The 26,196-nt window shown below is 60.4% G+C and carries 26 protein-coding genes; 10 read left to right on the plus strand and 16 right to left on the minus strand.

Annotation, left to right across the window (positions count from 1 at the left end):
- The first annotated feature begins 7 nt into the window (after positions 1-7).
- Together QR290_RS26590 and QR290_RS26595 are read left to right on the plus strand one after the other, a co-directional pair.
- On the plus strand, positions 8-1,432 hold the full coding sequence (locus tag QR290_RS26590; protein ID WP_115079388.1) for a peptidoglycan DD-metalloendopeptidase family protein: 1,425 nt from the start codon (positions 8-10) through the stop codon (positions 1,430-1,432).
- 3 nt (positions 1,433-1,435) lie between these two features.
- Positions 1,436-2,527, plus strand: coding sequence for an anhydro-N-acetylmuramic acid kinase (locus QR290_RS26595; protein ID WP_289203918.1), 1,092 nt, complete (start codon positions 1,436-1,438; stop codon positions 2,525-2,527).
- A gap of 72 nt (positions 2,528-2,599) precedes the next feature.
- On the opposite strand, the gene erpA is transcribed toward QR290_RS26595, so the two are convergent.
- Both erpA and argC read right to left on the minus strand, forming a co-directional pair.
- Positions 2,600-2,950, minus strand: coding sequence for an iron-sulfur cluster insertion protein ErpA (gene erpA, locus QR290_RS26600; RefSeq protein WP_003228776.1), 351 nt, complete (start codon positions 2,948-2,950; stop codon positions 2,600-2,602).
- Positions 2,951-3,118: 168 nt separating this feature from the next.
- On the minus strand, positions 3,119-4,153 hold the full coding sequence (argC, locus tag QR290_RS26605; RefSeq protein WP_115079390.1) for an N-acetyl-gamma-glutamyl-phosphate reductase: 1,035 nt from the start codon (positions 4,151-4,153) through the stop codon (positions 3,119-3,121).
- A gap of 135 nt (positions 4,154-4,288) precedes the next feature.
- On the opposite strand from argC, the gene hemJ reads away from it, so the two are divergent.
- The 6 genes from hemJ to coq7 all read left to right on the plus strand — a co-directional run bounded on the left by hemJ (position 4,289) and on the right by coq7 (position 8,778).
- Positions 4,289-4,717 (plus strand): protoporphyrinogen oxidase HemJ, encoded by a 429-nt coding sequence (gene hemJ / locus QR290_RS26610; protein ID WP_085688426.1) that lies wholly within the window; start codon positions 4,289-4,291, stop codon positions 4,715-4,717.
- Positions 4,718-4,750: 33 nt separating this feature from the next.
- Complete coding sequence (locus QR290_RS26615; protein WP_115079391.1) at positions 4,751-5,719, plus strand: NAD(P)H-dependent flavin oxidoreductase; 969 nt, start codon at positions 4,751-4,753, stop codon at positions 5,717-5,719.
- An 83-nt stretch (positions 5,720-5,802) separates the two neighbouring features.
- Entirely contained in the window at positions 5,803-6,753 is a 951-nt protein-coding gene (locus QR290_RS26620) for a DUF805 domain-containing protein (RefSeq protein ID WP_115079392.1), read from the plus strand.
- A gap of 61 nt (positions 6,754-6,814) precedes the next feature.
- The gene (locus QR290_RS26625; protein ID WP_085697697.1) at positions 6,815-7,603 is read left to right on the plus strand and encodes an SDR family NAD(P)-dependent oxidoreductase; all 789 of its coding nucleotides are present in this window, start codon (positions 6,815-6,817) and stop codon (positions 7,601-7,603) included.
- Positions 7,604-7,684: 81 nt separating this feature from the next.
- Positions 7,685-8,023, plus strand: a complete 339-nt coding sequence (locus tag QR290_RS26630) for a histidine triad nucleotide-binding protein (protein WP_003228789.1) — start codon at positions 7,685-7,687, stop codon at positions 8,021-8,023.
- A 107-nt stretch (positions 8,024-8,130) separates the two neighbouring features.
- On the plus strand, positions 8,131-8,778 hold the full coding sequence (gene coq7 / locus QR290_RS26635) for a 2-polyprenyl-3-methyl-6-methoxy-1,4-benzoquinone monooxygenase (protein WP_007956317.1): 648 nt from the start codon (positions 8,131-8,133) through the stop codon (positions 8,776-8,778).
- 60 nt (positions 8,779-8,838) lie between these two features.
- On the opposite strand, the gene speD is transcribed toward coq7, so the two are convergent.
- Together speD and QR290_RS26645 are read right to left on the minus strand one after the other, a co-directional pair.
- Complete coding sequence (gene speD / locus QR290_RS26640; protein WP_007956315.1) at positions 8,839-9,633, minus strand: adenosylmethionine decarboxylase; 795 nt, start codon at positions 9,631-9,633, stop codon at positions 8,839-8,841.
- Between the two features lie 237 nt (positions 9,634-9,870).
- Positions 9,871-10,293, minus strand: coding sequence for an OsmC family protein (locus QR290_RS26645; RefSeq protein WP_003228794.1), 423 nt, complete (start codon positions 10,291-10,293; stop codon positions 9,871-9,873).
- 235 nt (positions 10,294-10,528) lie between these two features.
- Between QR290_RS26645 and crp the strand changes: the two genes are divergently transcribed.
- Complete coding sequence (crp, locus tag QR290_RS26650; protein ID WP_007956313.1) at positions 10,529-11,173, plus strand: cAMP-activated global transcriptional regulator CRP; 645 nt, start codon at positions 10,529-10,531, stop codon at positions 11,171-11,173.
- A 10-nt stretch (positions 11,174-11,183) separates the two neighbouring features.
- Here crp and QR290_RS26655 read toward each other — a convergent pair whose 3' ends face one another.
- From QR290_RS26655 to QR290_RS26670, 4 genes are all read right to left on the minus strand, one after another.
- A complete protein-coding gene (locus tag QR290_RS26655) occupies positions 11,184-11,882 on the minus strand; it encodes a lipoate--protein ligase family protein (RefSeq protein ID WP_289203919.1) in 699 nt (232 codons plus the stop codon).
- A 135-nt stretch (positions 11,883-12,017) separates the two neighbouring features.
- Positions 12,018-12,854, minus strand: coding sequence for an indole-3-glycerol phosphate synthase TrpC (gene trpC, locus QR290_RS26660; RefSeq protein WP_007956311.1), 837 nt, complete (start codon positions 12,852-12,854; stop codon positions 12,018-12,020).
- Positions 12,851-13,900: an anthranilate phosphoribosyltransferase gene (gene trpD / locus QR290_RS26665; protein WP_007956310.1), complete on the minus strand. Its 1,050-nt coding sequence runs from the start codon at positions 13,898-13,900 to the stop codon at positions 12,851-12,853. The genes trpC and trpD overlap by 4 nt, the downstream gene beginning before the upstream one ends.
- A 9-nt stretch (positions 13,901-13,909) precedes the next feature.
- Positions 13,910-14,503, minus strand: a complete 594-nt coding sequence (locus QR290_RS26670; protein ID WP_289203920.1) for an aminodeoxychorismate/anthranilate synthase component II — start codon at positions 14,501-14,503, stop codon at positions 13,910-13,912.
- Positions 14,504-14,906: 403 nt separating this feature from the next.
- Between QR290_RS26670 and estP the strand changes: the two genes are divergently transcribed.
- On the plus strand, positions 14,907-16,817 hold the full coding sequence (gene estP, locus QR290_RS26675; protein ID WP_289203921.1) for an esterase EstP: 1,911 nt from the start codon (positions 14,907-14,909) through the stop codon (positions 16,815-16,817).
- Between the two features lie 69 nt (positions 16,818-16,886).
- Here the strand turns inward: estP and trpE are convergent, their stop codons facing one another.
- The 8 genes from trpE to QR290_RS26715 form a co-directional block, all read right to left on the minus strand.
- Entirely contained in the window at positions 16,887-18,365 is a 1,479-nt protein-coding gene (gene trpE / locus QR290_RS26680) for an anthranilate synthase component I (protein ID WP_007956307.1), read from the minus strand.
- A 71-nt stretch (positions 18,366-18,436) separates the two neighbouring features.
- Positions 18,437-19,255 (minus strand): phosphoglycolate phosphatase, encoded by an 819-nt coding sequence (locus QR290_RS26685; protein WP_007956306.1) that lies wholly within the window; start codon positions 19,253-19,255, stop codon positions 18,437-18,439.
- On the minus strand, positions 19,252-19,926 hold the full coding sequence (gene rpe / locus QR290_RS26690; protein WP_289203922.1) for a ribulose-phosphate 3-epimerase: 675 nt from the start codon (positions 19,924-19,926) through the stop codon (positions 19,252-19,254). The genes QR290_RS26685 and rpe overlap by 4 nt, the downstream gene beginning before the upstream one ends.
- 114 nt (positions 19,927-20,040) lie before the next feature.
- Complete coding sequence (locus QR290_RS26695; protein WP_115079397.1) at positions 20,041-21,189, minus strand: iron-containing alcohol dehydrogenase; 1,149 nt, start codon at positions 21,187-21,189, stop codon at positions 20,041-20,043.
- Between the two features lie 331 nt (positions 21,190-21,520).
- The gene (locus QR290_RS26700) at positions 21,521-22,345 is read right to left on the minus strand and encodes an ABC transporter permease (protein WP_085709230.1); all 825 of its coding nucleotides are present in this window, start codon (positions 22,343-22,345) and stop codon (positions 21,521-21,523) included.
- Between the two features lie 12 nt (positions 22,346-22,357).
- Positions 22,358-23,605, minus strand: coding sequence for an ABC transporter permease (locus QR290_RS26705; protein ID WP_007959935.1), 1,248 nt, complete (start codon positions 23,603-23,605; stop codon positions 22,358-22,360).
- Between the two features lie 182 nt (positions 23,606-23,787).
- Entirely contained in the window at positions 23,788-24,831 is a 1,044-nt protein-coding gene (locus QR290_RS26710) for an ABC transporter substrate-binding protein (RefSeq protein ID WP_115079399.1), read from the minus strand.
- 48 nt (positions 24,832-24,879) lie between these two features.
- Positions 24,880-26,004 carry an ABC transporter ATP-binding protein gene (locus QR290_RS26715; RefSeq protein ID WP_007959931.1) on the minus strand — a complete coding sequence of 375 codons (1,125 nt, stop codon included), beginning with the start codon at positions 26,002-26,004 and terminating at the stop codon, positions 24,880-24,882.
- Positions 26,005-26,196: the final 192 nt, after the last annotated feature.

Genomic DNA, 26,196 nt, shown 5'->3' on the forward strand with positions numbered 1-26,196 from the left:
ATTACTTATGACCACTGAACCGTCTAAAGCGCCACCGCTTTACCCGAAGACCCACCTGCTCGCCGCAAGTGGGATCGCCGCCCTTCTCAGTCTGGCGCTCCTGGTGTTTCCATCCAGTGATGTTGAAGCCAAAAAGACAACGCTGAGCCTTGAACTGGAGAGTCCTGCTGAACAACTGACACAAGATCAAGACGCTGCCGACGCAGCTCAAGCCACAAATGAGTCCGTAGCTTCCCCTTTCGCGCAGATCGAAAACAACGCCGAAGAGACTCAGGAAACCGCTCAGGCCGCACCAACGCCGACACCGGTCGTCGAAGAAAAGAAGGCTCCAAATCACAGGGAAGTGATCGTCTCAAAGGGCGATACACTTTCTACACTGTTCGAGAAAGTCGGCCTCCCGGCCGCGACCGTCCACGAAGTGCTGGCCAGCGATAAACAAGCCAAGCAATTCAGTCAGCTCAAACATGGCCAGAAACTCGAATTCGAATTGAATCCACAAGGCCAGCTGACCAACCTGCACAGCAAGGTCAGCGACGTTGAAACCATCACCCTGACCAAGAACGACAAGGGTTATGCGTTCAACCGGGTTACCGCCAAACCGACCGTCCGCACTGCTTATGTACACGGCGTGATCAACAGCTCGCTGTCGCAGTCCGCCGCCCGCGCAGGACTGTCCCACAGCCTGACCATGGACATGGCCAGCGTATTCGGCTACGACGTCGACTTCGCCCAGGATATCCGCCAGGGTGACGAGTTCGATGTGATCTATGAACAGAAAGTGGTCAACGGCAAAGCCGTTGGCAACGGTCCGATCCTGTCCGCCCGCTTTACCAATCGCGGCAAGACTTACACCGCGGTGCGTTACACCAACAAGCAGGGCAACAGCAGCTACTACACCGCCGATGGCAACAGCATGCGCAAGGCGTTCATCCGTACACCGGTGGACTTCGCCCGCATCAGCTCGAAATTCTCCATGGGCCGCAAGCACCCGATCCTCAACAAGATCCGCGCTCACAAAGGCGTCGACTACGCGGCCCCGCGCGGTACGCCGATCAAGGCTGCCGGCGACGGCAAAGTGCTGCTGGCCGGCCGTCGCGGCGGTTACGGCAACACCGTGATCATCCAGCACGGCAACACCTACCGTACGCTGTATGGCCACATGCAGGGCTTCGCCAAGGGCGTGAAGACCGGCGGCACCGTCAAACAGGGCCAGGTGATCGGCTATATCGGCACCACCGGCCTGTCCACCGGACCGCACCTGCACTATGAGTTCCAGGTCAACGGCGTTCACGTCGATCCATTGGGCCAGAAGCTGCCGATGGCCGACCCGATCGCCAAATCCGAACGCGCTCGCTTCCTGGCGCAGAGCCAGCCGTTGATGGCTCGCATGGACCAGGAAAAGGCCACCATGCTGGCTTCGAGCAAACGTTAAGCCATGGCTCTGTATATCGGCGTGATGTCCGGCACCAGTCTCGACGGGCTGGACATCGCCCTGATCGAGCAATCATCGGCGATCAATCTGGTCGCCACGCACTACATCCCCATGCCAGAGACGCTGCGCGCCGAGCTGCTTGGCTTGTGCGCCAGCGGCTTCGACGAGATCGCCCGCTCGGCGATTGCCCAGCAAAATTGGGTGAAGCTCGCCGCGCAAGGGATCCATACCCTCCTCGAACAGCAACAACTCAAGCCTGAAGCCATTCGCGCGATCGGGAGCCACGGCCAGACCATTCGCCACGAACCTGCACGCGGTTTCACTGTGCAGATCGGCAACCCTGCCCTGCTGACCGAACTGACCGGCATTACAGTCGTCAGTGATTTCCGCAGCCGCGATGTGGCTGCCGGCGGTCAGGGCGCGCCGCTGGTTCCTGCCTTCCATGAAGCGTTATTCGAAGAGCGTACCGGCAACCGCGCGGTCTTGAATGTCGGCGGTTTCAGCAATCTCAGTCTGATTGAGCCGAACAAACCTGTAGCCGGTTTCGACTGCGGCCCTGGGAATGTGCTGATGGATGCCTGGATTCATCAGCAGCGGGGCGAGAACTATGACCGTAACGGGCAGTGGGCTGCCGGCGGCAAGGTTGAGCCCACCCTGCTGAAAGCCCTGCTCAGCGATCCGTTTTTCGTGACCCAAGGCCCGAAGAGCACCGGCCGCGAAGTCTTCAACCTGCCATGGCTGGAGCAGCAACTGTCACGCTTGCCAGGTTTCGCACCCGAAAACGTACAGGCGACACTGCTCGAACTGACGGCGCTGACCATCGTCGAATCGCTCCAAAGCGCTCAATCGAATACAGAAGAACTCCTGGTCTGCGGGGGCGGCGCCCACAACGCCACACTGATGAAGCGCTTGGCCGATCTGCTCCCCAACGCAAAAGTCGCCAGCACCGCGACCCACGGCGTCGATCCGGACTGGGTCGAGGCCATGGCCTTCGCCTGGCTGGCCCACTGCTGTCTGGAAGGGATCGCCGCCAATCGCCCGAGCGTCACCGGCGCCAAAGGCCTGCGCGTGCTCGGCGCCATCTACCCCAACTGACAAATCGCAGATAACAAAACGCCGCAGAACCGTGAGGTTCTGCGGCGTTTTATTGTGTTCGGTGAAACGCTATCAGATCGAGAACGAGGAGCCGCAACCACAAGTGGTCGTGGCATTCGGGTTCTTGATCACGAAACGCGAACCTTCCAGACCTTCCTGATAATCCACCTCGGCACCTGCCAGGTACTGGAAGCTCATCGGATCGACCACCAGACTCACACCTTCGCGCTCGACGATGGTGTCGTCCTCGGCCACATCCTCATCGAAGGTGAAGCCGTACTGAAACCCTGAACAACCGCCGCCCGTAACAAATACGCGCAGCTTCAAGCGATCATTCCCCTCTTCATCGACCAGGCTCTTCACCTTGTGCGCGGCACCTTGAGTGAATTGCAAAGCCGTGGGGGTGAAGGATTCGACGCTCATGCTGACTATCTCCCGGCGTTACGCCGCCATAATGCGTGATGACGCGCATTATCCGCTTGTCCTAGAAAATCGGTCAACTATTGTTACGGTATATCAATAAACCTGATCAACCGACCAGAATGCAAAAAGGCCCGTCAAACGGGCCTTTTTACCAAGCAAGATCAGTCGTTACGGCAGCATGCCTGCGTGGGACAGACCAAAACGCTCATCCAGCCCGAACAGGATGTTCATGTTCTGCACCGCCTGACCCGACGCACCTTTGACCAGATTGTCGATCACAGAAAGCACCACCACCAGATCGCCATCCTGCGGACGGTGAACGGCAATGCGGCAGACATTCGCGCCACGCACGCTGCGGGTTTCCGGATGGCTGCCGGCCGGCATCACATCGACAAACGGTTCATTGGCATAACGCTTCTCGAACAGCGCTTGCAGATCCACCGAGCGATCCACCACGGTCGCGTAGAGCGTGGAGTGAATGCCACGGATCATCGGCGTCAGGTGCGGCACGAATGTCAGACCGACATCCTTGCCCGCCGCACGACGCAGCCCCTGACGAATTTCTGGCAAATGACGGTGACCTTTCACCGCATAGGCCTTCATGCTTTCCGACGTCTCGGAGTACAGCGAGCCTACGGCAGCGCCACGACCGGCACCGCTGACACCGGACTTGCAGTCGGCGATCAGGTGCGAAGCATCGGCAATGCCCGCCTCAAGCAACGGCAGGAAACCCAGCTGCGTTGCGGTCGGATAGCAACCCGGCACCGCAATCAGGCGCGCTTTCTTGATTTGCTCACGATTGACTTCCGGCAAGCCGTAAACCGCCTCGTCCAGCAACTCCGGGGCGCCGTGCGGCTGGCCGTACCACTTGGCCCACTCATCGGCGTCCTGCAGACGGAAGTCTGCCGACAGGTCGATAACCTTGGTGCCGGCCGCCAGCAGTTCGCCGGCCAGTGCATGGGCCACACCGTGCGGAGTAGCGAAGAACACCACGTCGCAAGCGCCCAGGGTCTTGATGTCCGGTACGCTGAATGCCAGACCGTCGTAGTGACCGCGCAGGTTCGGGTACATATCAGCCACGGCCAGACCGGCCTCGGATCGGGAAGTGATCACTACCACTTCTGCCTGCGGATGCTGTGCCAACAGACGCAGCAGTTCGACACCGGTGTAACCCGTGCCGCCGACGATACCGACCTTGACCATAAACCTGCCCTCAACGAACCCACTGGAAAGCCGTCGATAATAGGGGCCGCGCGCCCCTGCGACAACCGTCAAGGTGACGTGCGGACGCTCTAGCCTCTACTATCCGGCCTACCGTGAATTAGGGAATAACCAAAAATGCTCTATCTGTGGATCAAAGCGCTTCATATCGTCAGCATCGTGTGCTGGTTTGCCGGTCTCTTCTATCTTCCGCGACTGTTCGTTTATCACGCGCAAAGTGAAGACACGATCAGCAAGGAACGCTTCAGCATCATGGAGCGCAAGCTGTATCGCGGCATCATGGGCCCGGCGATGATCGCCGCGCTGATCTTCGGCGGCTGGCTGATCTACCTGAACCCTGGCATCTTCAGCAGCGGTGGCTGGATCCACGCCAAACTGACCCTGGTCGTGCTGTTGATCGGTTACCACCACATGTGCGGCGCGCAGGTAAAACGTTTTGCCCGTGGCGAGAACACCCGCAGCCATGTCTTTTATCGCTGGTTCAATGAAGTGCCGGTTCTGATATTGCTGGCTATCGTAATTCTGGTCGTGGTCAAGCCGTTCTAACTTCAACAAATACAACTTTCCGGGGTACTTCCGATGTCGCTGCCCGCTCTGCTCGAACAACGTCTGCGTCTGCCTGTGGTGGTAGCGCCGATGTTCCTGATTTCCAATCCTGAACTGGTGCTGGCGTGCTGCCGCAACGGCGTGGTTGGCAGCTTCCCGGCGCTGAACCAACGCGAAAGCAGCGGGTTCAAGGCCTGGCTGGAGCAGATCGAAGCGGGACTGGCGACGCTGGAGAACCCGGCGCCTTATGCCGTGAATCTGATTGTTCACAAGAGCAATCCACGTCTGGAGGCGGACCTGAACATCTGCGTCGAGCACAAGGTACCTATCGTCATCACCAGCCTCGGCGCAGTGAAGGAAGTAGTAGACGCCGTACACAGTTACGGCGGCCTGGTCTTCCACGACGTGACGACCCGCCGCCACGCCGAGAAAGCCGCCGAGGCAGGGGTCGATGGTTTGATCGCCGTCGCAGCCGGCGCCGGAGGACACGCAGGGACCTGGAGTCCGTTTTCGCTGATCGCCGAGATTCGCGAGTTCTTCGACAAGACCCTGTTGCTTGCAGGATGTTTGAACCATGGGCATGAGGTTCTCGCCGCACAACTGCTCGGCGCGGATCTGGCCTACTTCGGCACGCGATTTATCGGCACCACTGAAAGTCATGCGCCTGACGCCTATAAGGAGATGCTGCTGACTGCCAAAGCCGCCGACATCATTCATACTCCTGCCGTGTCCGGTGTACCGGCCAGCTTCATGCGCCAAAGCCTGGAGGCCGCCGGTTTCGACATGGCAGCCCTGCAAGGCAGGGGTGAAGTGAATTTCGGCGACAAGCTCAAGCCGATCAACGACGAAGCCAAGGCCTGGAAAACCGTGTGGTCGGCGGGTCAGGGCGTAGGCCAGATCGATGATCTTCCAAGCGTGGATCAGCTGGTGGCGCGTCTCGATGCAGAATACCGCCAGGCCCTGGAGCACGCAGCGCAACTGCCGAAACGCTGGCCGCGCTGAATCAAACCCGACCGGTCGCTGTCTGACCGGTCTCACACGGACTGCGCCCCTTCAATTTATCTCGCGACAAGGATGCCTCGGCAATGAGCGAACCCCGTTACAAGATCGTTTTCGACGGCGCGCTCCAGCCCGGCGTCGATATCACCACGGCCAAGCTCAACCTGGCCGGTCTGTTCAAAAGCGATGTCGCCGCCATCGAGCGCCTGTTCAATGGCCGCACCGTCGCGCTCAAGCGTGATCTTTCGCATAGCGATGCGCAGACTTATCTGCAAGCGCTGGGCAAGACCGGGATTGATGCCCGGATCGAAACGGAAACGCCCATCGAACTGAATCTGTCGGATGTCCACGAGCAAAGCGCTGCCGTCACGGAGCCTGATTCGCCTTATGCGCCCCCTCGCGCCGCCGTCGGTGAAAACCTGCCGGCATTCGCTCCGCTGAAGCCGTTCGGTGTTGAAGGCAGGATCGGCCGTTTGCGTTATCTGGCGTGGTCGATGGTGTTGAGCCTTGTAACCCTGCCAATCGTCAGCGTGTTCGCGCTGATCGGCCTCGGCCTGGTCAGCGCCGACTCGACGACCGGCCTGATCATCGGCGGTCTCCTCGCCTTCTTCCTGTTTCTGGGCTTCGCGATCGTCGGCATCCTGTTCAGCATTCAGCGCCTGCACGATATCGGCTGGTCGGGGTGGCTCTGGCTGCTGACTCTGGTGCCATTCGTGGGCAGCTTCTTCCCGCTGGTGATCATGGTCGTGCCGGGCAATACCGGCGCCAACCGCTATGGCCCACCGCCTCCGCCGAACAGCACGGCAGTCAAAGTGCTGTGCTCGCTGTGGATCGTGTTTATCGGGCTGTTCTTTGTGGGTGGCATGCTGGGCGGGATCACTGCCATTCAGCAGGAATATGAAAGCAGCCTTGAAAGCAGCTACGAGAGCGGTTCGGTCACCACCGATGAAGTCGATGTCGAAGTCGAGCCCGCCGCGAATTCGGCAGACGATGCAGCCGAAGCCGCCCTCGCCCCTGTAGACTCTGCGAAAGAATGAACAACGCTCCCCGCCGTGACACCTGCGTCCACGGCGCGGCGCTGTTGCGATGGAGATTTGCATGACCCGTTACGCTCTGATCACCGGCGCCTCCAGCGGCATCGGCCTGGCGATGGCCGAAGCCCTGGCGCGCCGTGGCCGCAGCCTGATTCTGGTGGCCCGCCAGCGTGATCAGCTGGAAAGCATTGCAATTGAACTGACCCAGCGCTTCGGCGTGGAGGTGCTGTTCCGCGCCTGCGATCTCGGCGAGCCGCTGCGCCTGTCCGGTTTCCTGCTGGAGCTTGAAGAAGGCGACCGACAGATCGATCTGCTGGTCAATTGCGCCGGCATCGGCACTTGCGGCCCGTTCCTTGCTCAGGACTGGATGACCGAACAGGATCTGATCGAAGTGAACATCCTCGCCCTCACCCGCCTCTGCCATGCCATCGGCAACAGCATGGCGTTGCAGGGCGGCGGGCAGATTCTCAATGTCGCGTCGGTGGCGGCCTTCAACCCCGGGCCGTGGATGAGCACCTACTACGCCAGCAAGGCATATGTCCTGCACTTCTCGGAAGCACTTCGGGTGGAACTGAAGAAATGTGCGGTCAAGGTGTCGGTGCTCTGCCCCGGTCCGACCCGCACTGCGTTCTTCAGCACGGCACAACTGAACAACGACAAGCTTAACGCCAGCAAATTGCTGATGAGTCCAGAGGAGGTCGCGCTGTATACCGTGCGCGCCCTGGAGAAAAACCGCGCGATCATCATCCCCGGACGCCGAAACCGCTGGTTCGCCTTTCTGCCCCGGCTCGGTTCGCGCTGGCTCAATCGCACGATTGTCGGCATGGTCAACAAGGCTTACTGCCCGCGCTGAAAAGCCCTGCGGCAAAACACTGGGCGGGCTAATCCTCCTATGAGTACACTCAGGCCAGCCCAAACAACGGAGAAAACAGCTGTGGATACTCTGTTCACCAAGATCATCAACCGGGAAATCCCGGCGAAGATCATCTACGAGGACGACCAGGTTCTGGCGTTCCACGATATCGCCCCACAGGCACCGGTGCATTTTCTGGTGATCCCGAAAAAACCGGTGCGCACCCTCAACGACCTGACCGAAGACGACAAGGCACTGGCCGGGCATATCCTCTTCACCGCCCAGCGTCTGGCGCTGGAGCTGGGTTGCGAGGAAGGCTTCCGGGTGGTGATGAACTGCAATGAAAAGGGCGGGCAGACTGTCTACCACATTCACATGCACGTGCTCGGTCAACGCCAGATGAACTGGCCTCCGGGCTGATTGAACCCAGAGATCGGTGGGAGCGCCCTGCTCCCACATGACCCAGCGCAAACCTTCCCCGGCCGATTCGGTTAAACTGGCCGCCGAGATTCTTCCCGGAGGTCAGCATGACTACCCAACGTCACTACTCGCCCATTGATCGCCTTCTGCTGCAAGCCGATGCCGCGATGCGTACCTTGCTGCCCTTCAGCGGCCAGCCGTACCGTCCGTCGCCAGCGATCGTGCAGCCCGATGTGCAGATGAGCGATGAAGACACCCGCCACGTCGCCGGCCTGATGCGCATCAACCACACCGGCGAAGTCTGCGCCCAGGCGCTGTATCAGGGCCAGGCCTTGACCGCCAAGTTGCCGCAGGTGCGCGAGGCCATGGAGCATGCGGCCGAAGAAGAGATAGATCACCTGGTCTGGTGTGAACAGCGCATTCATCAGCTGGGCAGCCACACCAGCGTGCTCAATCCGCTGTTCTATGGCATGTCGTTCGGCATCGGCGCAGTCGCCGGGTTGATCAGCGACAAGGTCAGCCTAGGGTTCGTCGCCGCCACCGAGCATCAGGTGTGCAAGCATCTGAACGAGCATCTGGAGCAATTGCCAGCCGAGGACGAAAAATCCCGGGCGATTCTGGAACAGATGCGTATCGATGAAGAACATCACGCGGAAAGTGCACTCGAGGCCGGCGGTTTCCGCTTCCCGGCGCCGGTGAAGTTCGGCATGAGCCTGTTGGCCAAAGTGATGACCAAGAGCACTTACCGGATCTGAAAAACGCCCATAAAAAAGGCGACTGCCGCAAAGCAGTCGCCTTTTTTGTGCCCGGATTTCTTAGCTCGGCATATTGCGCGCGTAGAAGATTTCCAGCATTTCGTGTTTCACACGCTCGGTCACCTGAGCGCGTTGCTCGGAAGACAGGTTGCTGGTGGCATCGCCGAACAGGTAGTTGTCCAGTTCGAAGTTCTTCAGCAGCATTTTGGTGTGGAACAGGTTTTCCTGGTACACGTTCACGTCCGTCATCTGGTACGCGTCGCGGGTGTCTTCGGAGAGGTAGTTCTGGATCGAGTTGATCTCGTGGTCGATGAAGTGCTTGTTGCCTTCAACGTCACGGGTGAAGCCGCGCACACGGTAATCCACGGTCACGATGTCCGAATCGAACTGGTGAATGAGGAAATTGAGCGCTTTGAGCGGTGAAATGACACCACAGGTCGACACGTCGATGTCCACACGGAAGGTCGCGATACCGGCGTCCGGATGGATTTCCGGGTAGGTGTGCACCGTGATGTGGCTCTTGTCGAGGTGGGCCAGGATGATTTCGGGCAACGGGCCCGGGGACTCTTCGATCTGGCTTTCGGTCGGGGTCACCGGCTCTTCCGAGATCAGAATCGTGACGCTGGCACCCTGAGGCTCATAGTTCTGACTCGCAATGTTCAGAATGTTGGCACCAATGATTTCGACAACTTCCGTGAGGATCTGCGTCAGGCGTTCGGCGTTGTACTCTTGATTGATGTACTCGACGTAAGCCTGCTGGTCTTGCGGGGTTTCCGCGTAGCAGATGTCATAGATGTTGAAGCTCAAGGTCTTTGTCAGGTTATTGAACCCGTGGAGCTTGAGTTTGCTTTTCACCGTTAAAAACTCTCTATGTATGCGGCACGGCCGCGTGATCAAGCATGCCCGTCAAGTGCGAACAACGCACCTGCGTAGGACGGTTAACACCTCTTCGCGATGGCGATTTTGGTTATCTGTTCAGGCGGATGACCCGTCGGTTGACTGATCACGGCCCTGAAAAAAGTGGCGCATTATGCAGACGTCAGCGGGGGATCGCCAGAGTCTGCACTGCTTTTATGATAGTTGAATGTCGCTTCAACCGAGTTCGACGATTTCGTAGTCGTGGGTGATCGCTACACCGGCGGCGCCAAGCATGATCGAGGCCGAGCAATACTTCTCGGCAGACAGTTCGATGGCGCGTTTGACCTGGGCTTCTTTCAGGCCCCGGCCCTTGACCACGAAGTGCATGTGGATCTTGGTGAACACTTTCGGATCTTCAGTCGCGCGTTCGGCTTCCAGAAAGGCTTCGCAGCTTTCAACGGCCTGACGGGACTTCTTCAGAATGCTGACCACGTCGAAATTGCTGCAACCGCCAACGCCCAGCAGGAGCATCTCCATCGGGCGAACACCCAGATTGCGACCACCGGCGTCCGGCGGACCGTCCATGACCACGACATGACCGCTGCCGGATTCGCCGAGGAACATGGCTTCGCCAGCCCATTGGATGCGTGCCTTCATCGCCAAGACTCCACTGTAGAAAAAAGGGTCGCCAGCTTAGCACAGGGCTCCGCTTGGACAGCGAGCACCTTCCTAGGACAAATGCACCTTTGACGTAGGTGATTTCTCGAAATTTCGACGAAGTGTCTGGTAAGCTGGCGCCAATTCACTGGCGCCTTGCCAGACTGTGTAGCGACCGCCTCAGCGCCTCATATAAAAACCAAATATAACCGTGCAGTCTTTTCGGGATACAACCATGGTTGGTATTACCCCCACACCCAAAATCAAGAACCTCGACAAGCTGCTGATGCATTGCCAGCGCCGGCGTCATGCGGCCAAGAGCAACATCATCTGCGCCGGAGATCGTTCCGACACGCTGTACTTCATCATCCGCGGTTCGGTCACGATCCTGATCGAGGATGACGACGGCCGCGAGATGATCATCGCCTACCTGAATGCCGGGGACTTCTTCGGTGAGCTGGGCCTGTTCGAAGAAGCTGGCCAGGAACAACAGCGCAGCGCCTGGGTGCGGGCCAAGGTTGAATGCGAAGTCGCGGAAATCAGCTACACCAAGTTCCGCGAACTGTCGCAACAGGATCCAGACATTCTTTACGTCCTCAGCGGACAAATCGCACAACGCCTGCGCAACACCACGCGCAAGGTCGGCGACCTGGCGTTCTTCGACGTCACTGGCCGTGTCGCTCGCTGCCTGCTGGAGCTGTGCAAACAACCGGACGCGATGACTCACCCGGACGGCATGCAGATCAAGGTGACCCGTCAGGAAATCGGCCGGATTGTCGGTTGTTCGCGAGAGATGGTCGGTCGCGTGCTCAAGGATCTTGAGGAACGCAACCTGGTGGATGTGAAAGGCAAGACCATGGTGGTCTTCGGCACTCGCTGAGCTCCAAAGCTCAGCCGGCGTAGATCTGCGCCAGCATCAATCGAAAGAGCTCATCGAGACGCGCCAGTGCATGGGGCGCCGGGAATTTTTCATGCAGAGCGATGTGGCTGGTGGCACGTACCCGCTGCTCCAGACCACACGCTTCGTTGAAGCGGTTGACCGCCGCGACCATCGACTCACGTTCGTCTTCCACCAGCATCGCACCGTGTACCAGACCCACCGGACGCTGACCGCCCTGACTCTGGCGCCAGCGCTGGGCGGTGCCGACCATCTTGCGACCGTCGAGATTGACGTTGAAGCGCCCATCGCAGAACGCACCGTCGACTTCACCCAACGACGACATGCCACCCAACTCATCCAGCAACTCGCAGATCGGATCGCATAGCCGCCGGTAACCGGTTTCGATGCGGTTCAGATCGCCCTCGCTGCGAGGCGGTGCGTAGACCAGTGCAATATTGATGGTGGAAGCCGATTGCGGAACAGGTTCGCCGCCGGTTTCACGCAACAGCACCGGCCAACCGGCAGCAGCGGAGATTTCGCAGGCGTGATCGAATCCGGGGAGGCGGTTCAAGCGGCGAGGCATGACCAAGGCGCGATCACTGGGTTGCCAGAACAGCAAGCCAAATTCGGCATCACCAGCACAGACCGAGGCCAGCAGATCCTGTTCGGCTTGCAGGCCGGCTTCGATGGTCAGGGAAACTGGGGTCATAAAGAAGTCCGTTAGACGATCAGTCTGTGGTGAATCTTATAGCCTCTTCGCGAGCAAGCCCGCTCCCACATTAGGAATGCATTTCTCCTGTGGGAGCGGGCTTGCCCGCGAATGAGTCGAGTCGGCCTGAATGAATCAGTCGAGGGTCGAACCGCTCACCGGAACGCCGCGCTCCGGGAAGAACAGACGCTGCAGTTCGATGCCCGGGCTTTCGGCGCGCATGAACGCTTCGCCGACCAGGAACGCGTAAACATCGCTGATTTCCATCAGCTCGACATCGGCACGGTTGAGGATGCCGCTCTCGGTGATCACCAGACGATCGCGCGGAATGCGCGGCAGCAGGTCGAGGGTGGTTTCCAGGCTGACGTCGAAGGTGTGCAGGTTGCGGTTGTTGACCCCGACCAGCGGCGTGTCGAGGGTTTTCAACGCGCGCTCCAGCTCATCGCCGTCGTGCACTTCCACCAGTACATCGAGGCCAACGTCTTTGGCCACCGACGCCAGTTCGGCCATTTTCACGTCATCCAGCGCGGAGACGATCAGCAGCACACAATCGGCGCCCAGGGCACGGGCTTCGACAATCTGGTACGGATCGATCATGAAATCCTTGCGGATCACCGGCAGCGAGCACGCCGCGCGGGCCTGTTGCAGGTAGGCATCGGCGCCCTGGAAGTAGTCGATATCGGTCAGCACCGACAGGCAGGTCGCCCCGCCCTTCTCGTAGCTTTTGGCGATGTCGGCGGGAACGAAGTTCTCGCGGATCACGCCCTTGCTCGGCGACGCCTTCTTGATTTCGGCGATCACTGCCGGTTGTTTCTTCTTGGCCTGCGCCAGCAATGCCTGGGCAAAACCACGGGGTGCATCGGCCGCCTTGGCCAGACTTTCCAGCTCGCTCAGGCTCACACGGGCGCTACGCTCGGCGACTTCCTGAACCTTGCGGGCCAGAATGTTTTCCAGAACCGTCGGTACACTCATCCCTCATTCTCCACTTTGAATACCGCGGTAAAGGCACCCAACTCCTCGAGTTTTTCCCGAGCAAGACCGGTGTGCAGAGCATCGTGGGCCAGCGCCACGCCCTCTTTCAGACTTGTCGCCAGATCGGCGGCGTACAGCGCCGCACCGGCATTGAGCACGATCATTTCGGCAGCCTTCTGACCGTTCTCGGTCTTGCGCTTGCCCAGTGCATCGCGGATCAGCGCCAGCGACGCTTCCGGGCCTTCGACCGACAGGCCGTGCAGGCTCTGGCTCTTCATGCCCAGATCTTCCGGCTCGACCCAATATTCGGTGATCTGATCGTCCTTCAGCTCGGCAACAAAGGTCGGCGCCGCCAGACTGAACTCGTCCAGACCATCCTTCGAATGCACCACCAGCACGTGCTTGCTGCCCAGACGCTGCAAGACTTCAGCCAACGGCCGGCACAGCGCAGGAGTGAACACGCCCACCACCTGATGTTTCACACCGGCCGGATTCGTAAGCGGGCCAAGCATGTTGAACAGGGTGCGCAGGCCGAGATCGCGACGCGGGCCGGCGGCGTACTTCATGGCTTTGTGGTGAGTCTGGGCAAACATGAAACCGATGCCGACGTTATCGATGCAGCGCGCCACCTGAACCGGGGTCAGGTTGAGATAGATGCCGGCGGCCTCCAGAAGATCGGCGCTGCCGCTCTTGCCCGACACTGCACGGTTACCGTGCTTGGCCACGGTGCAACCCGCCGCGGCGACCACGAAGGACGAAGCAGTCGACACGTTGAAAATATTCGCGCCGTCACCGCCGGTACCGACCACATCGACTACGCGGTCGAGGGTCTGGAGTTCGACCTTGTCCGCCAGTTCGCGCATCACCGACACGGCGCCGACGATCTCGTCGATGCTCTCGCTCTTCATGCGCATGGCCATCATGAACGCGCCGATCTGCGCGTCCGTGCATTGGCCGGTCATGATTTCGCGCATCACGTCGCGCATTTCATCGGTGCTGAGGTCGAGGTGATCGACGATACGGCTCAGGGCTGTCTTGATATTCATGGAAAGTCCTTAGCGCGTGCCGCCGGTTTGTTTGAGGAAGTTGGCGAACAGTTCATGGCCCTGCTCGGTGAGGATCGATTCCGGGTGGAACTGTACGCCCTCGATGTTCAGGGTCTTGTGACGCAGGCCCATGATTTCGTCGACCGAGCCGTCATCGTGCTGGGTCCACGCCGTCAGCTCCAGGCAATCGGGCAACGTTTCGTTTTTGACGATCAGGGAATGATAGCGGGTGACGGTCAGCGGGCGGTTCAGACCGGCAAACACGCCCTTGTTCTCGTGGAATACCGGGCTAGTCTTACCGTGCATCACCTGGCGGGCGCGGACGACATCGCCGCCAAAAGCCTGGCCAATGGACTGGTGACCGAGGCAGACACCGAGGATCGGCAGTTTGCCGGCAAAGTGCTTGATGGCTTCGATGGAGATACCGGCTTCAGTCGGCGTGCACGGACCCGGGGATACGACGATCCGCTCAGGGTTGAGTGCTTCGATTTCGGCGATGGTCAGTTCGTCGTTGCGCACCACCTTGACCTCGGCACCCAGCTCGCCGAGGTATTGCACAACGTTGTAAGTAAAGGAGTCGTAGTTGTCGATCATCAGCAACATGGCGTTTCGAACCTCTTGAATTCTGACTTGAAGACAGCCTTCGGATGACTTGCCAGGGCGCTGCACACTGTCGGACGCGCAGGTCGCATCGGCACAGCGGCATTTCAAACGGGCAAGGAAGGCAAAGCGATACAGATCCGGCGGGGCCGGCAGAAAAGATTCAGGCGCGCCAACGCCAGCGGGCGTGTGCCTTGATGACTTGATCCAGAAGTTTGCTGGTGATCAACACGGGGAAGGTCTCGTTCATACGTTTCGGCACAGTAACTTAGCTGGGCGGAGCGTGCAATATGGCCAGGGCCGTGGGGGATAAAACAATGGGAGGGTTGACGACCGATGGCAAAACGCCGGAAGTTTTTGGTACTGTCGTTTCGTTCACTACAACAATAAATAAACGGACTTGCTCATGATCAAACAGACGTTGTTTGTACCGCTTGCCAGTTGTCTGCTCGCGATGGCCTGCGCCCAGGCGAACGCCGCACCCAATCCTTATTCGAATTTCGTGGTTTTCGGCGACAGCCTCAGCGACGCGGGGACCTTCACCGACAGCGGCGGTCCCGCCGGGTCGGGCAAACGCTTCACCAACCGCACGGGCCCGAACTATCAGGACGGCAGCGGTGAGTTCTACTCCCTCAACGCCACCCAATTGCTCGGCGGCCGTCTCGGCTTCACCCCGGACCAGACCGCCGCCTCGTCTTCTACCGTACGCCCTGATCAAGGCTTGCCGGATGGCAACAACTGGGCCGTCGGCGGCTACCGCACCGACCAGATCCTCGACTCGATCACCAGCCAGTCCGCCACCGGCGAACGCACCCGCGCCGGTTATCTGCCGTCGAACGGTTTCCGTGCCGACCCGAATGCCCTGTATTACCTGACCGGGGGCGGCAACGACTTCCTTCAGGGCCGCGTCACCAGTCTCCCTCAAGCAAATGCTGCAGCCGATCGACTGGTCGACAGCGTACGCACGCTGCAGGGTGCAGGCGCCCGCTACATCATGGTCTGGCTGTTGCCGGACATCGGCCTGACACCGGCCATCAACGGCTCGCCGCTACAAGCCTTCACCTCGCAACTCAGCGCCCAGTTCAACACCGAACTGGTCAGCCAGTTGCAGAGCGTCAATGCCAACGTCATCCCGCTGAACGTTCCGGTTCTGCTCAAAGAGGCATTCGCCAATCCGGCACAGTTCGGTCTGGCGACCGACCAGAACCTGGTCGGTACCTGCTTCAGCGGCAGCGGCTGCACCGAAAACGCCCGATACGGGATCAACAGCGCCACCCCGGACCCGACCAAGCTGATCTACAACGACGCCGTCCACCCGACCGAAGCCGGGCAGCGCCTGATTGCCGATTACGCTTACTCGCTGCTGGCCGCGCCATGGGAAGCCACCCTGTTGCCGCAAATGGCTCAAGGCACCCTGCGCTCGCATCAGGATGAACTGCGCAACCAGTGGCTGGCGGATTGGGAAAACTGGCAAGCCGTTGGCCAATGGAGGGCGATTGTCGCCGGTGGCGGCCAGCATCAGGATTTCGACAGCCAGCGCAGCGGCGCCAGCGCCGACGGCAACGGTTACAACCTGAACATCGGCGGCAGCTACCGTCTCAACGACGCGTGGCGCGTGGGCGTGGCGGCTGGTTTCTACAACCAGAAACTCGAGGCCGGCGACAACGACTCGGACTACAAGCTGAACACTTATCTGGGCACCGCGTTCGCCCAGTACCAGCAGAACCGCTGGTGGGGTGATGCCGCCTTGACCGCCGGGCATCTGGATTACGACAGCCTCAAACGCAAATTCCAGCTGGGGGTCAACGAACGCGGCGAGAAAGGCGACACCGACGGCTATGTTCTGGCCTTCAGCGGACGCGTGGGTTACGACATTGCGCCAGAAGCGAGCAGCCCATGGCACCTGTCACCGTTCGTCAGCGCCGACTTCGCCAAGGTTGAAGTCGATGGTTACTCGGAAAACGGCGCCGACTCCACCGCGCTGACGTTCGATGACCAGTCGCGCATCTCCCGCCGTCTAGGCCTCGGGATCCAGGGCAAGTACCAGATCACCTCGCAGACCCAGGTGTTTGGCGAATTCGCCCATGAGCGCGAGTACAACGACGACACCCAGAATGTGACGATGAACCTCAACAGCCTGCCGAACAACCGCTACACCCTGGCCGGCTACGCCCCTCAAACCAACCTGAATCGCTTGAACCTGGGCGTGAGCCACAACCTCACCAAGGATCTGGCATTGCGCGCCAGCTACGACATCCGCAAGGATGACGACTTCACCCAGCAAGGGATCAACGTCGGCGTAGCGCTCGACTTCTGATTCGCAGGCCATAAAAAACGCGGCGCCCTCACAGGCGCCGCGTTTTTTTATGGCTGAGTCATCAATCACTCAGTCCGGGGTTTGCTCCGCCAGCGCAACGGCACGGAACATTGCCCGGCGCTTGTTGATGGTTTCTTCCCATTCCAGCGCCGGCACCGAGTCGGCGACGATGCCGCCACCGGCCTGCACGTGCAGTTCGCCGTTCTTGATCACTGCTGTGCGTATCGCAATCGCGGTGTCCATGTTGCCGTTCCAGGCGAAGTAGCCAACCGCCCCGCCGTACACACCACGCTTGACCGGCTCCAGCTCGTCGATGATTTCCATCGCGCGAATCTTCGGTGCGCCGGACAAGGTGCCCGCCGGCAGGATTGCCCGCAGTGCGTCCATCGCCGTCAGCCCGGCTTTCAATTGGCCGGTCACGTTGGACACGATGTGCATCACGTTGGAATAACGCTCGATGACCATCTTTTCGGTGAGCTTCACCGAACCGATTTCCGAAACGCGCCCGGTGTCGTTGCGACCGAGGTCGATCAGCATCAGGTGCTCGGCGATCTCCTTGTCATCGGACAGCAGGTCTTCTTCCAGCGCCACATCCGCCTCTTCGGTGGCCCCGCGGGGACGGGTGCCGGCAATCGGGCGCACGGTGATCAGGTTGTCTTCGACCCGCACCAGCACTTCCGGCGAACTGCCGACAACGTGGAAATCGCCGAAGTTGAAGAAGTACATGTACGGCGTCGGGTTGAAGCAACGCAGCGCGCGGTACAGATCGATCGGCGCCGCCTTGAAGTCGATCGACATGCGCTGGGACGGTACGACCTGCATGCAGTCGCCGGCGAGGATGTATTCCTTGATGGTGTCGACGGCTTTTTCGTAGTCGTCCTGAGTGAAACTGGAGCGGAACACCGGCTCGGCCGCCTGCTGCTTGCTGAAATCCAGGCCACGGCGCGGGGTGATCGGCTGACGCAGTTTTTCCAGCAGTTGCTGCAGTTGCGCCTGGCCCTGCTCGTAGGCATCGGCCTGTGCCGGGTCGGCCAGCACGATCGCGTGCATCTTGCCGGCGAGGTTGTCGAACACCACCACCGCATCGGAGACCATCAGCAGAATGTCCGGCACGCCCAGCGGATCCGGGTTCGGGCATTTGCCGAGGCGCTTCTCTACATAACGTACACAGTCGTAACCGAAGTAACCCACCAAGCCACCGTTGAAGCGCGGCAGACCGGCAATGGTCGGCACGTTGTAACGGGCCTTGAAGGTTTCGACGAAGGCCAGCGGGTCTTCGACGTCGTGGCTTTCGGTCTCGACGCCATCGACGGTGATGCTGACGTGATGATCGTGAACCCGCAGCACGGTGCGGCACGGCAGGCCGATGATCGAGTAACGGCCCCATTTCTCGCCGCCCTGCACCGATTCGAGCAGGTAGGAGTTGGGCTGGTCGGCCAGTTTCAGGTAGATCGACAGCGGGGTGTCGAAGTCGGCCAGGGTTTCGCAGGCCAACGGGATGCGGTTGTAGCCGTCAGCGGCCAGACGCAGGAATTCTTCGCGGATCATAGGGTGCCTCGTGGTGTGAGGTGCAAATCAGTCAGGTGTGCAAACGCGCCGGCAGGCCGGCCAGGAACAAGTCAGGCGCGCCAACGCCAGCGGGCCAGGGCCTTGATGACTTTCATCCAGAGTTTGCGGGTGACCACCACGATGGCGTTTCCAGAAGGGGATTGAGATGCGTCGGGCAACGTTATCTCAGCGGCCGTATCCAGGCAACCGGGAATTAGCTTGCGCAGATCGTCGATCACCAGCGCCGGGGATTCCTCGGCGATCGGCCGGCCATGGTTGTAGCCATAACTCAGCCCGACACATTTGACCCCCGCCGCTTTCGCCGCCAGCACGTCGCTGCGCGAATCGCCGACGAACAGCGATTGCGAGGCCGGAATGCCGGACATCTTCATCACGAAGAACAGCGCCGCAGGATCAGGCTTCTTCTGCGGCAGAGTGTCCCCGCCGATGATCCACTTGAAGTAGCGGCCGATCTTCATCTGATCCAGCAGCGGCGCGACGAAGCGCTCCGGCTTATTGGTGATCAGCGCCATGGCCACGCCCTGTTTGTGCAGCCATTTCAGGGTGTCGCGCACGCCGGGATAGACCACGGTCAGCTCATGGCTGGCGCCGTAGGCTTCCATGAACACCTCCAGCGCATGCTCGGCTTCGACGTCATCCACGGAAGAATGGTCGATGCCGCCGGCCAAGGCCCGGCGCACCAGCACTGGCGCGCCGTTGCCGACCCACTCGCGCACCGACTCGATACCGGCAGGCTTGCGCCCGAGGGAGAGCAGCATGTTATCCACCGCCGCCGCCAGGTCGGGTACCGAATCGATCAGCGTGCCATCCAGATCGAACATCACCAACCGCGGCAGTTGCCCCGGGAACAGCTGCTCAAAACCGCTCATGGGCGAGCCAGCGCCAGTTCGGAACGCATCTTGTCGATGACTTCCTGATAGTTCGGCGCATTGAAGATCGCCGAGCCGGCCACAAAGGTGTCGGCGCCGGCGGCAGCGATTTCGCGGATGTTGTTGACGTTGACGCCGCCGTCGACTTCCAGGCGGATGTCACGACCCGAGGCATCGATGATCGCGCGCGCTTCGCGCAGCTTGTCGAGGGTGCCGGGGATGAACTTCTGCCCGCCGAAGCCCGGGTTGACGCTCATCAGCAGGACCATGTCGACCTTGTCGATCACGTACTTGAGCACGTCCAGCGGGGTCGCCGGGTTGAACACCAGGCCGGATTTGCAGCCGCCTTCACGGATCAGTTGCAGGGAACGATCGACGTGCAGCGTGGCTTCCGGGTGGAAGGTGATGTAGGTGGCGCCGGCCTCGATGAAGTCGCCGACGATGCGATCCACTGGGCTGACCATCAGGTGCGCGTCGATCGGCGCGGTCACGCCGTACTTGCGCAACGCGGCGCAGACCATCGGGCCGATGGTCAGGTTCGGCACATAGTGGTTGTCCATGACATCGAAGTGGACGAAGTCGGCACCGGCGGCCAGAACGTTGTCGACTTCCTCGCCCAGGCGGGCGAAGTCGGCGGAGAGAATCGACGGAGCAATTACGAAGGGCTGCATGACGCACCTTTTCTGAGCTAAATCACGATGGCGCGCATTGTATACCTCAAGTTTCCGCGCGCGCACCGTGACCGCGATGATTGGGTTGTGCCATGACCGGCGGCCGGCCGGTTCTCAGTACGCCGCCCGGTAGATCTTCTCGATGTCGACAGCACTGAGCTTGCGCGGGTTGTTACGCATCAGGCGCTCGATGCCCGCGGCCTCTACGGCCATGGCCGGGATCGCTTCTTCGGGCACACCGAAACTGCGCAGACCCTGCGGAATCTCCACCGCCGCGCACAGTTCGGTCATCGCCGCGACAGCGCTGTCGGCGGCTTCATTGAGACTCAGATGAGCGGTCTTCACCCCCATGGCTTCGGCGATATCCTGCATCCGTTCGACGCAGGCCATCTTGTTCCAGGTCATGACATACGGCAGCAGCAACGCATTGCTGACGCCGTGGGCGATGTTGAAACGCCCGCCCAGCGGATACGCCAGCGCATGCACCGCGCCGACCCCGGCATTGCCGAACGCCATGCCGGCCATCAGGCTGGCGGTGGCCATGTCTTCCCGGGCTTGCAGGTTGGAGGGATTGGCGTAAGCCTTGGGCAATGACCGGGCGATCAACTTGATCGCGCCGATGGCCAGCGAATCGGTGATCGGCGAGGCATTCAGCGACAGATAGGACTCGATGGCATGCACCAGCGCATCGACGCCACTGGCGGCGGTGACACTGCGCGGACAGGTCAGGGTCATCTGTGGGCTCACCAGCGCCACGTCGGGCAACAGGTAGTCGCTGACGATGCCTTTCTTCAGTTGCGCGACCTTGTCCGAAAGAATCGCCACGTTGGTCACCTCGGAACCGGTGCCGGCCGTGGTCGGGATGGCGATCAGCGGCGGGCCCTTGCGCGGCACCTGATCGACGCCGAACAGATCTTCCAGCGCACCGTGATAACCGGCATAGGCGGCAACACTCTTGGCGATGTCGATCGCACTGCCGCCGCCGAGCCCGATCAGCCCGTCATGCCCGCCTTCGCGATAGACGCGCATGCAATCCTCGACGATGGCGATTTCCGGATCCGGCAGCACCCGGTCGAAGATTTCGTACTCGCGCTCACCGATCTGCGCCAGTGCCAGCTCCACCGTGCCGGACTTGACCAGCGCGGCGTCGGTGACGATCAGCGGGTTATCGATATCCAGCCGCGTGAGCTCGGCCGCCAGTTGCTCGATGGCCCCGGCGCCGGTGATCAGTTTGTGAGCGATCTTGAACGAGGAAAGACTCATCGTGCGCAGCCTCTTATAGATGTGGGAGCTGAGCACAAGCGTAGCTGGGGAATTCGGGTTGTCTGGTATTCAGGTTGTGAATGACGGAGGCAAGATCAAGAGCGCCCTCACCCTAACCCTCTCCCGGGGGGAGAGGGGACTGACCGTGGTGAGTTTTCGCTATACACCGACCTGAATTACCGAGTCGAACTCAGGTTTTGAAAAGCGTGTAGATCAGCTCCCGTCCCCAAGTCGAACACAGATTCTGAACTGCACGAATATCTGCTCCCTTTCCCCTCGCCCCCTTGGGGGAGAGGGTTGGGGTGAGGGGGTAACGATCTCAAGCCGAACACTAAACCTGAGCAGTACGCAGCTTCTCACTCCGCCCACGCAACCACTCCAGCGTCAGCAACAGAATCACCGAGAAGGCAATCAGCAAAGTGGCAGCCGCCGCAATCGTCGGACTCAGGTTCTCGCGTATCCCGCTGAACATCTGCCGAGGCAACGTCGCCTGCTCGGGACCTGCAAGGAACAGCGTCACCACCACTTCATCGAACGAGGTCGCAAAGGCAAACAGCGCACCGGAAATCACCCCCGGCGCAATCAACGGCAAGGTCACCCGACGGAATGTCACCAGCGGCGAGGCGCCAAGGCTGGCCGCCGCCCGCACCAGGTTGTGATTAAAACCCTGCAAGGTCGCCGACACCGTGATGATCACGAACGGCACACCCAGCACCGCGTGCACCACGATCAGCGAGAAGAAACTGTTGCCCAGGCCCAGCGGCGCGAAGAACAGATAACTGGCCACGCCGATGATCACCACCGGCACCACCATCGGCGAAATCACCAGCGCCATCACCAGCGCCTTGCCGGGGAAGTCGCCACGGGTCAGGCCGATGGCAGCGAGCGTGCCGAACACCATCGCCAGCACGGTCGCGGCCGGGGCGACAATGATGCTGTTCTTCAGCGAGCGCATCCATTCCGCCGAAGCGAAGAAGTCCTGATACCAGTGCAGCGAAAAGCCCTGCAGCGGGTACACCAGGAAACTGCCCGAGTTGAACGACAGCGGCACGATCACCAGCACCGGCAGGATCAGGAACAACAGGATCAAGCCGCAGAGGATCCGCAAGCTGTAGAACCACACCCGCTCGACGGGCGACATATAAGGACTCAGCATTTCAAATTCCCCTTAGCTCAGGCGCAGGCGACTGGCGCCCACCAGCCAGCTGTAGATCAGATAAAGCACCACGGTCGCCAGCAGCAACAGCCCGCCGAGCGCAGTCGCCATGCCCCAGTTGATGCTGGTGTTGGTGTAGAACGCGACGAAGTAGCTGACCATCTGATCGTTCGGGCTGCCGAGCAGCGCCGGAGTGATGTAGTAGCCGATGGCGAGGATGAACACCAACAGGCAGCCGGCGCCGACGCCGGCGTAAGTCTGCGGGAAGTACACCCGCCAGAAACTGGCGAACGGATGGCAGCCGAGGGAAATCGCGGCACGCATGTAGGTCGGCGAGATGCCTTTCATCACGCTGTAGATCGGCAGGATCATGAACGGCAGCAGGATGTGCACCATCGAGATGTAGACCCCGGTGCGGTTGAACACCAGTTCCAGCGGTTTATCGATGATGCCCATCGCCATCAACGCGCTGTTGATCAATCCGCCGGATTGCAGCAACACGATCCACGCCGCGACCCGCACCAGGATCGAAGTCCAGAACGGCAGCAGCACCAGAATCATCAACAGATTGCTTTGACGCGACGGCAGATTGGCCAGCAGGTACGCCAGCGGATAGGCCAGCACCAGACAGATCACGGTGATGATCAGGCCCATCCAGAAGGTCCGGGCGAAGATGTCGAGGTAGATCGCCTGATCCGGGGTCGCCGGGGCAATTTCGCCGAGGTCGTCGATGCGGTGATCCACCGCCGCCAACAGATAAAACGGGGTGATGCTGCTGGTGTTGCGCTTCACCGCTTGCCAGTAGGCCGGATCGCCCCAACGTTCGTCGAGGCCTTCCAGCGCTTCTTTATAAGAGGCCGGTTCGCTGGCGAATGGCAGCGAACGGGCGGTTTTGGTCAGCAGGCTGCGATAGCCGGCCAACTCCATGTTCAGGCGCTTGGACAGATCGCCCAGGGTCTGGTTTTTGCGCGCTTCGGCGAGGTCTTCGCTGGCGGCTTTGTAGACCGGTTCTGCAGGCAGGCCGCGGCCGTCCCACGCAGCAATCGCGGTCACGGTGCGCGGCATGCCGCCGACCACTTCCGGGTTGCCGACACTTTTATAGAGCAGCGCCACGATCGGCACCAGGAACACCAGCAACAGAAACAGCACCAGCGGCGCGATCAGCGCCTGGGCCTTCCAGCGGTTGACCCGCTCGGCGTGCTTGAGCCGCTGCTTCAAGGTGGGGCTGTTGCCCTCGTTCAGGGGAACGGCGATGGCCATGACGTACTCCGCAAATCTTTGATCGTTACAGAGGTGGCGAACCACCTCGATCGATTGATGCATACAAATCCAAATGTGGGAGCGGGCTTGCTCGCGAAGGCGGCGTGTCAGTCGACATCAATGTTGAATGTACTGACGCTTTCGCGAGCATGCCCGCTCCCACAGAAGGGCGAGCCTTCTGCTTACTTCGCAGCCCAGGAATTGAAGCGCTGCTCCAGTTGCTCGCCGTTGTCAGCCCAGAAGCTGACGTCGATTTGCACCTGGTTGGCGATGTTTTCCGGGGTGGTCGGCATATCTTTCAGGATTGCCTTGTCCAGCAACGGCACTGCCTGAGAGTTGGCCGGGCCGTAGGCGATGTTTTCCGAGTAGGTCTTCTGCTGTTGCGGCTGCACCGAGAACGCGATGAATTTCTTCGCCGCTTCGGCGCGCTTGGCGTCCAGACCTTTCGGGATGGCCCACGCATCGAAGTCGTAGATACCGCCGTTCCACACCACTTTCAGGTTGGATTCTTTCTGCACGGCAGCGATACGACCGTTGTAGGCCGAGCTCATGACCACGTCACCGGAGGCGAGGTATTGCGGCGGCTGTGCGCCGGCTTCCCACCACTGGATGTTCGGTTTCAGCTCATCCAGTTTCTTGAATGCGCGGTCCTGGCCGTTCTTGCTGGCGAGTTCCTTGTAGACGTCTTTCGGCGCAACGCCGTCGGCCATCAGTGCGAATTCAAGGGTGTACTTGGCGCCTTTGCGCAGGCCGCGCTTGCCCGGGAATTTTTTCGTGTCCCAGAAATCCGCCCAGCTGGTCGGTGCGGTTTTCAGCTTGTCGGCGTTGTAGGCCAGCACGGTCGACCATACGAAGAAGCCCACGCCGCAAGGCTGGATCGCGCCTTTGACGTAGTCTTCGGCTTTGCCGAACAGCGCAGGATCCAGTTGCTCGAACATGTCTTCGTCGCAGCCGCGGGACAGTTCCGGCGATTCAACCTCTACCAGATCCCAGGACACGCTCTTGGTGTCGACCATGGCTTTGACCTTGGCCATCTCACCGTTGTACTCGCCGGCGACGATCTTGCCGTTGCCCGCTGCTTCCCACGGTGCGTAGAAGGCTTTGACTTGCGCCGCCTTGTTCGCCCCGCCAAACGACACCACGGTCAGATCCGGTCCAGCGGCCATTGCGCTTGCCGCACCCATCAGGCCCAGGGTCAGGGCTGTGAACTTCAGGGATCTCAACATTTATTGTTCTCTCCACGTGCAGGGTTGGTGTTGGTATTGCGGGGCGTTTTAGTGCGCCTCTAGAAGAGGATCGAGCGCGCGGACGTGCTCGACCTGCCAGCCAAGCGGAACCACGTCACCGACCGCGAGCGCTGGATCGAGCTCGGCAATCGGTTGTTTCACGAAGAAGTCGGTCTTGCCGCAGACTTCCAGGCGCACCCGGACGTGGTCGCCCAGATAGATGAATTCGGCCACCCGCCCGGAGAAGCGGTTGACGCATTGGTCGCTCGAACCGTTGAGACTGACGCGCTCAGGGCGAATCGACAGGGTGACCGGTTCGCCGGTCTGGCCGATGTTGACTGCCAGCGCCTCGACCTTTTCCCCACGCCCTAGCTCGACCACGCAGCGCTCGCCGTTCTGGCTGAGCAGGCGACCGTTGAGGCGGTTGTTCTCGCCGATGAAGTTGGCGACGAAGGTGTTTTTCGGTTCTTCGTAGAGGGTGCGCGGCGGGGCGATCTGCTGGATCTCGCCCTGGTGGAACACGGCCACGCGGTCGGACATGGTCAGGGCTTCGCCCTGGTCGTGGGTCACGTAGACCACAGTCACGCCGAGACGCTGGTGCAGGTGTTTGATTTCCATCTGCATGTGTTCACGCAGCTGTTTATCGAGAGCGCCAAGAGGTTCGTCCATCAGCACCAGTTGCGGCTCGAACACCAGCGCGCGGGCCAAAGCCACACGTTGTTGCTGACCGCCGGACAATTGCGCCGGGTAACGCGATGCGAACGCGTCGAGCTGGACCATGCTCAGGACTTTCTTGACCTTGTCGCTGACGTCGCTCTTGTTCAGGCCACGCACGGTCAGCGGAAACGCGAGGTTTTCGGCAACGGTCATGTGCGGGAACAGCGCGTAGTTCTGGAACACCATGCCGATGTCGCGCTTGTGCGGCGGCACGTTGTTGATCGCCCGCCCGGCCAGAAGGATTTCACCGGCGGTCGGGGTTTCGAAACCGGCGAGCATCATCAGGCTGGTGGTCTTGCCCGAGCCGGACGGCCCGAGCAAGGTGAGGAATTCGCCCTTGCGGATGTCCAGGTTGAGGTCTTTGACGATCAGGTTCTCGCCGTCGTAGCTCTTCTGCACTCCACGAAAGCTGACCAGCACATCGCTGGCCCCTGCGTTTGATTCGACCTGGCTCATACCCACACCTTTGTTATTGATGACTGCTGTGGGATTAAGCCTAGTGGCTGCTCGCAGTCACGCAAATCGGGGCGCAGGAGAGAATCGCCTCAGCCGGATGGAAGGCCGGGGGTAGGGATTGCCCTACAAGGATGGCGCGTTTTGGCACGCCAGCGACAAGCTTCGAGCTACAAGCTGCAATTACGGGCAAAC

The sequence above is a fragment of the Pseudomonas fluorescens genome (assembly GCF_030344995.1).
Taxonomy (GTDB): Bacteria; Pseudomonadota; Gammaproteobacteria; order Pseudomonadales; family Pseudomonadaceae; genus Aquipseudomonas; species Aquipseudomonas fluorescens_BF.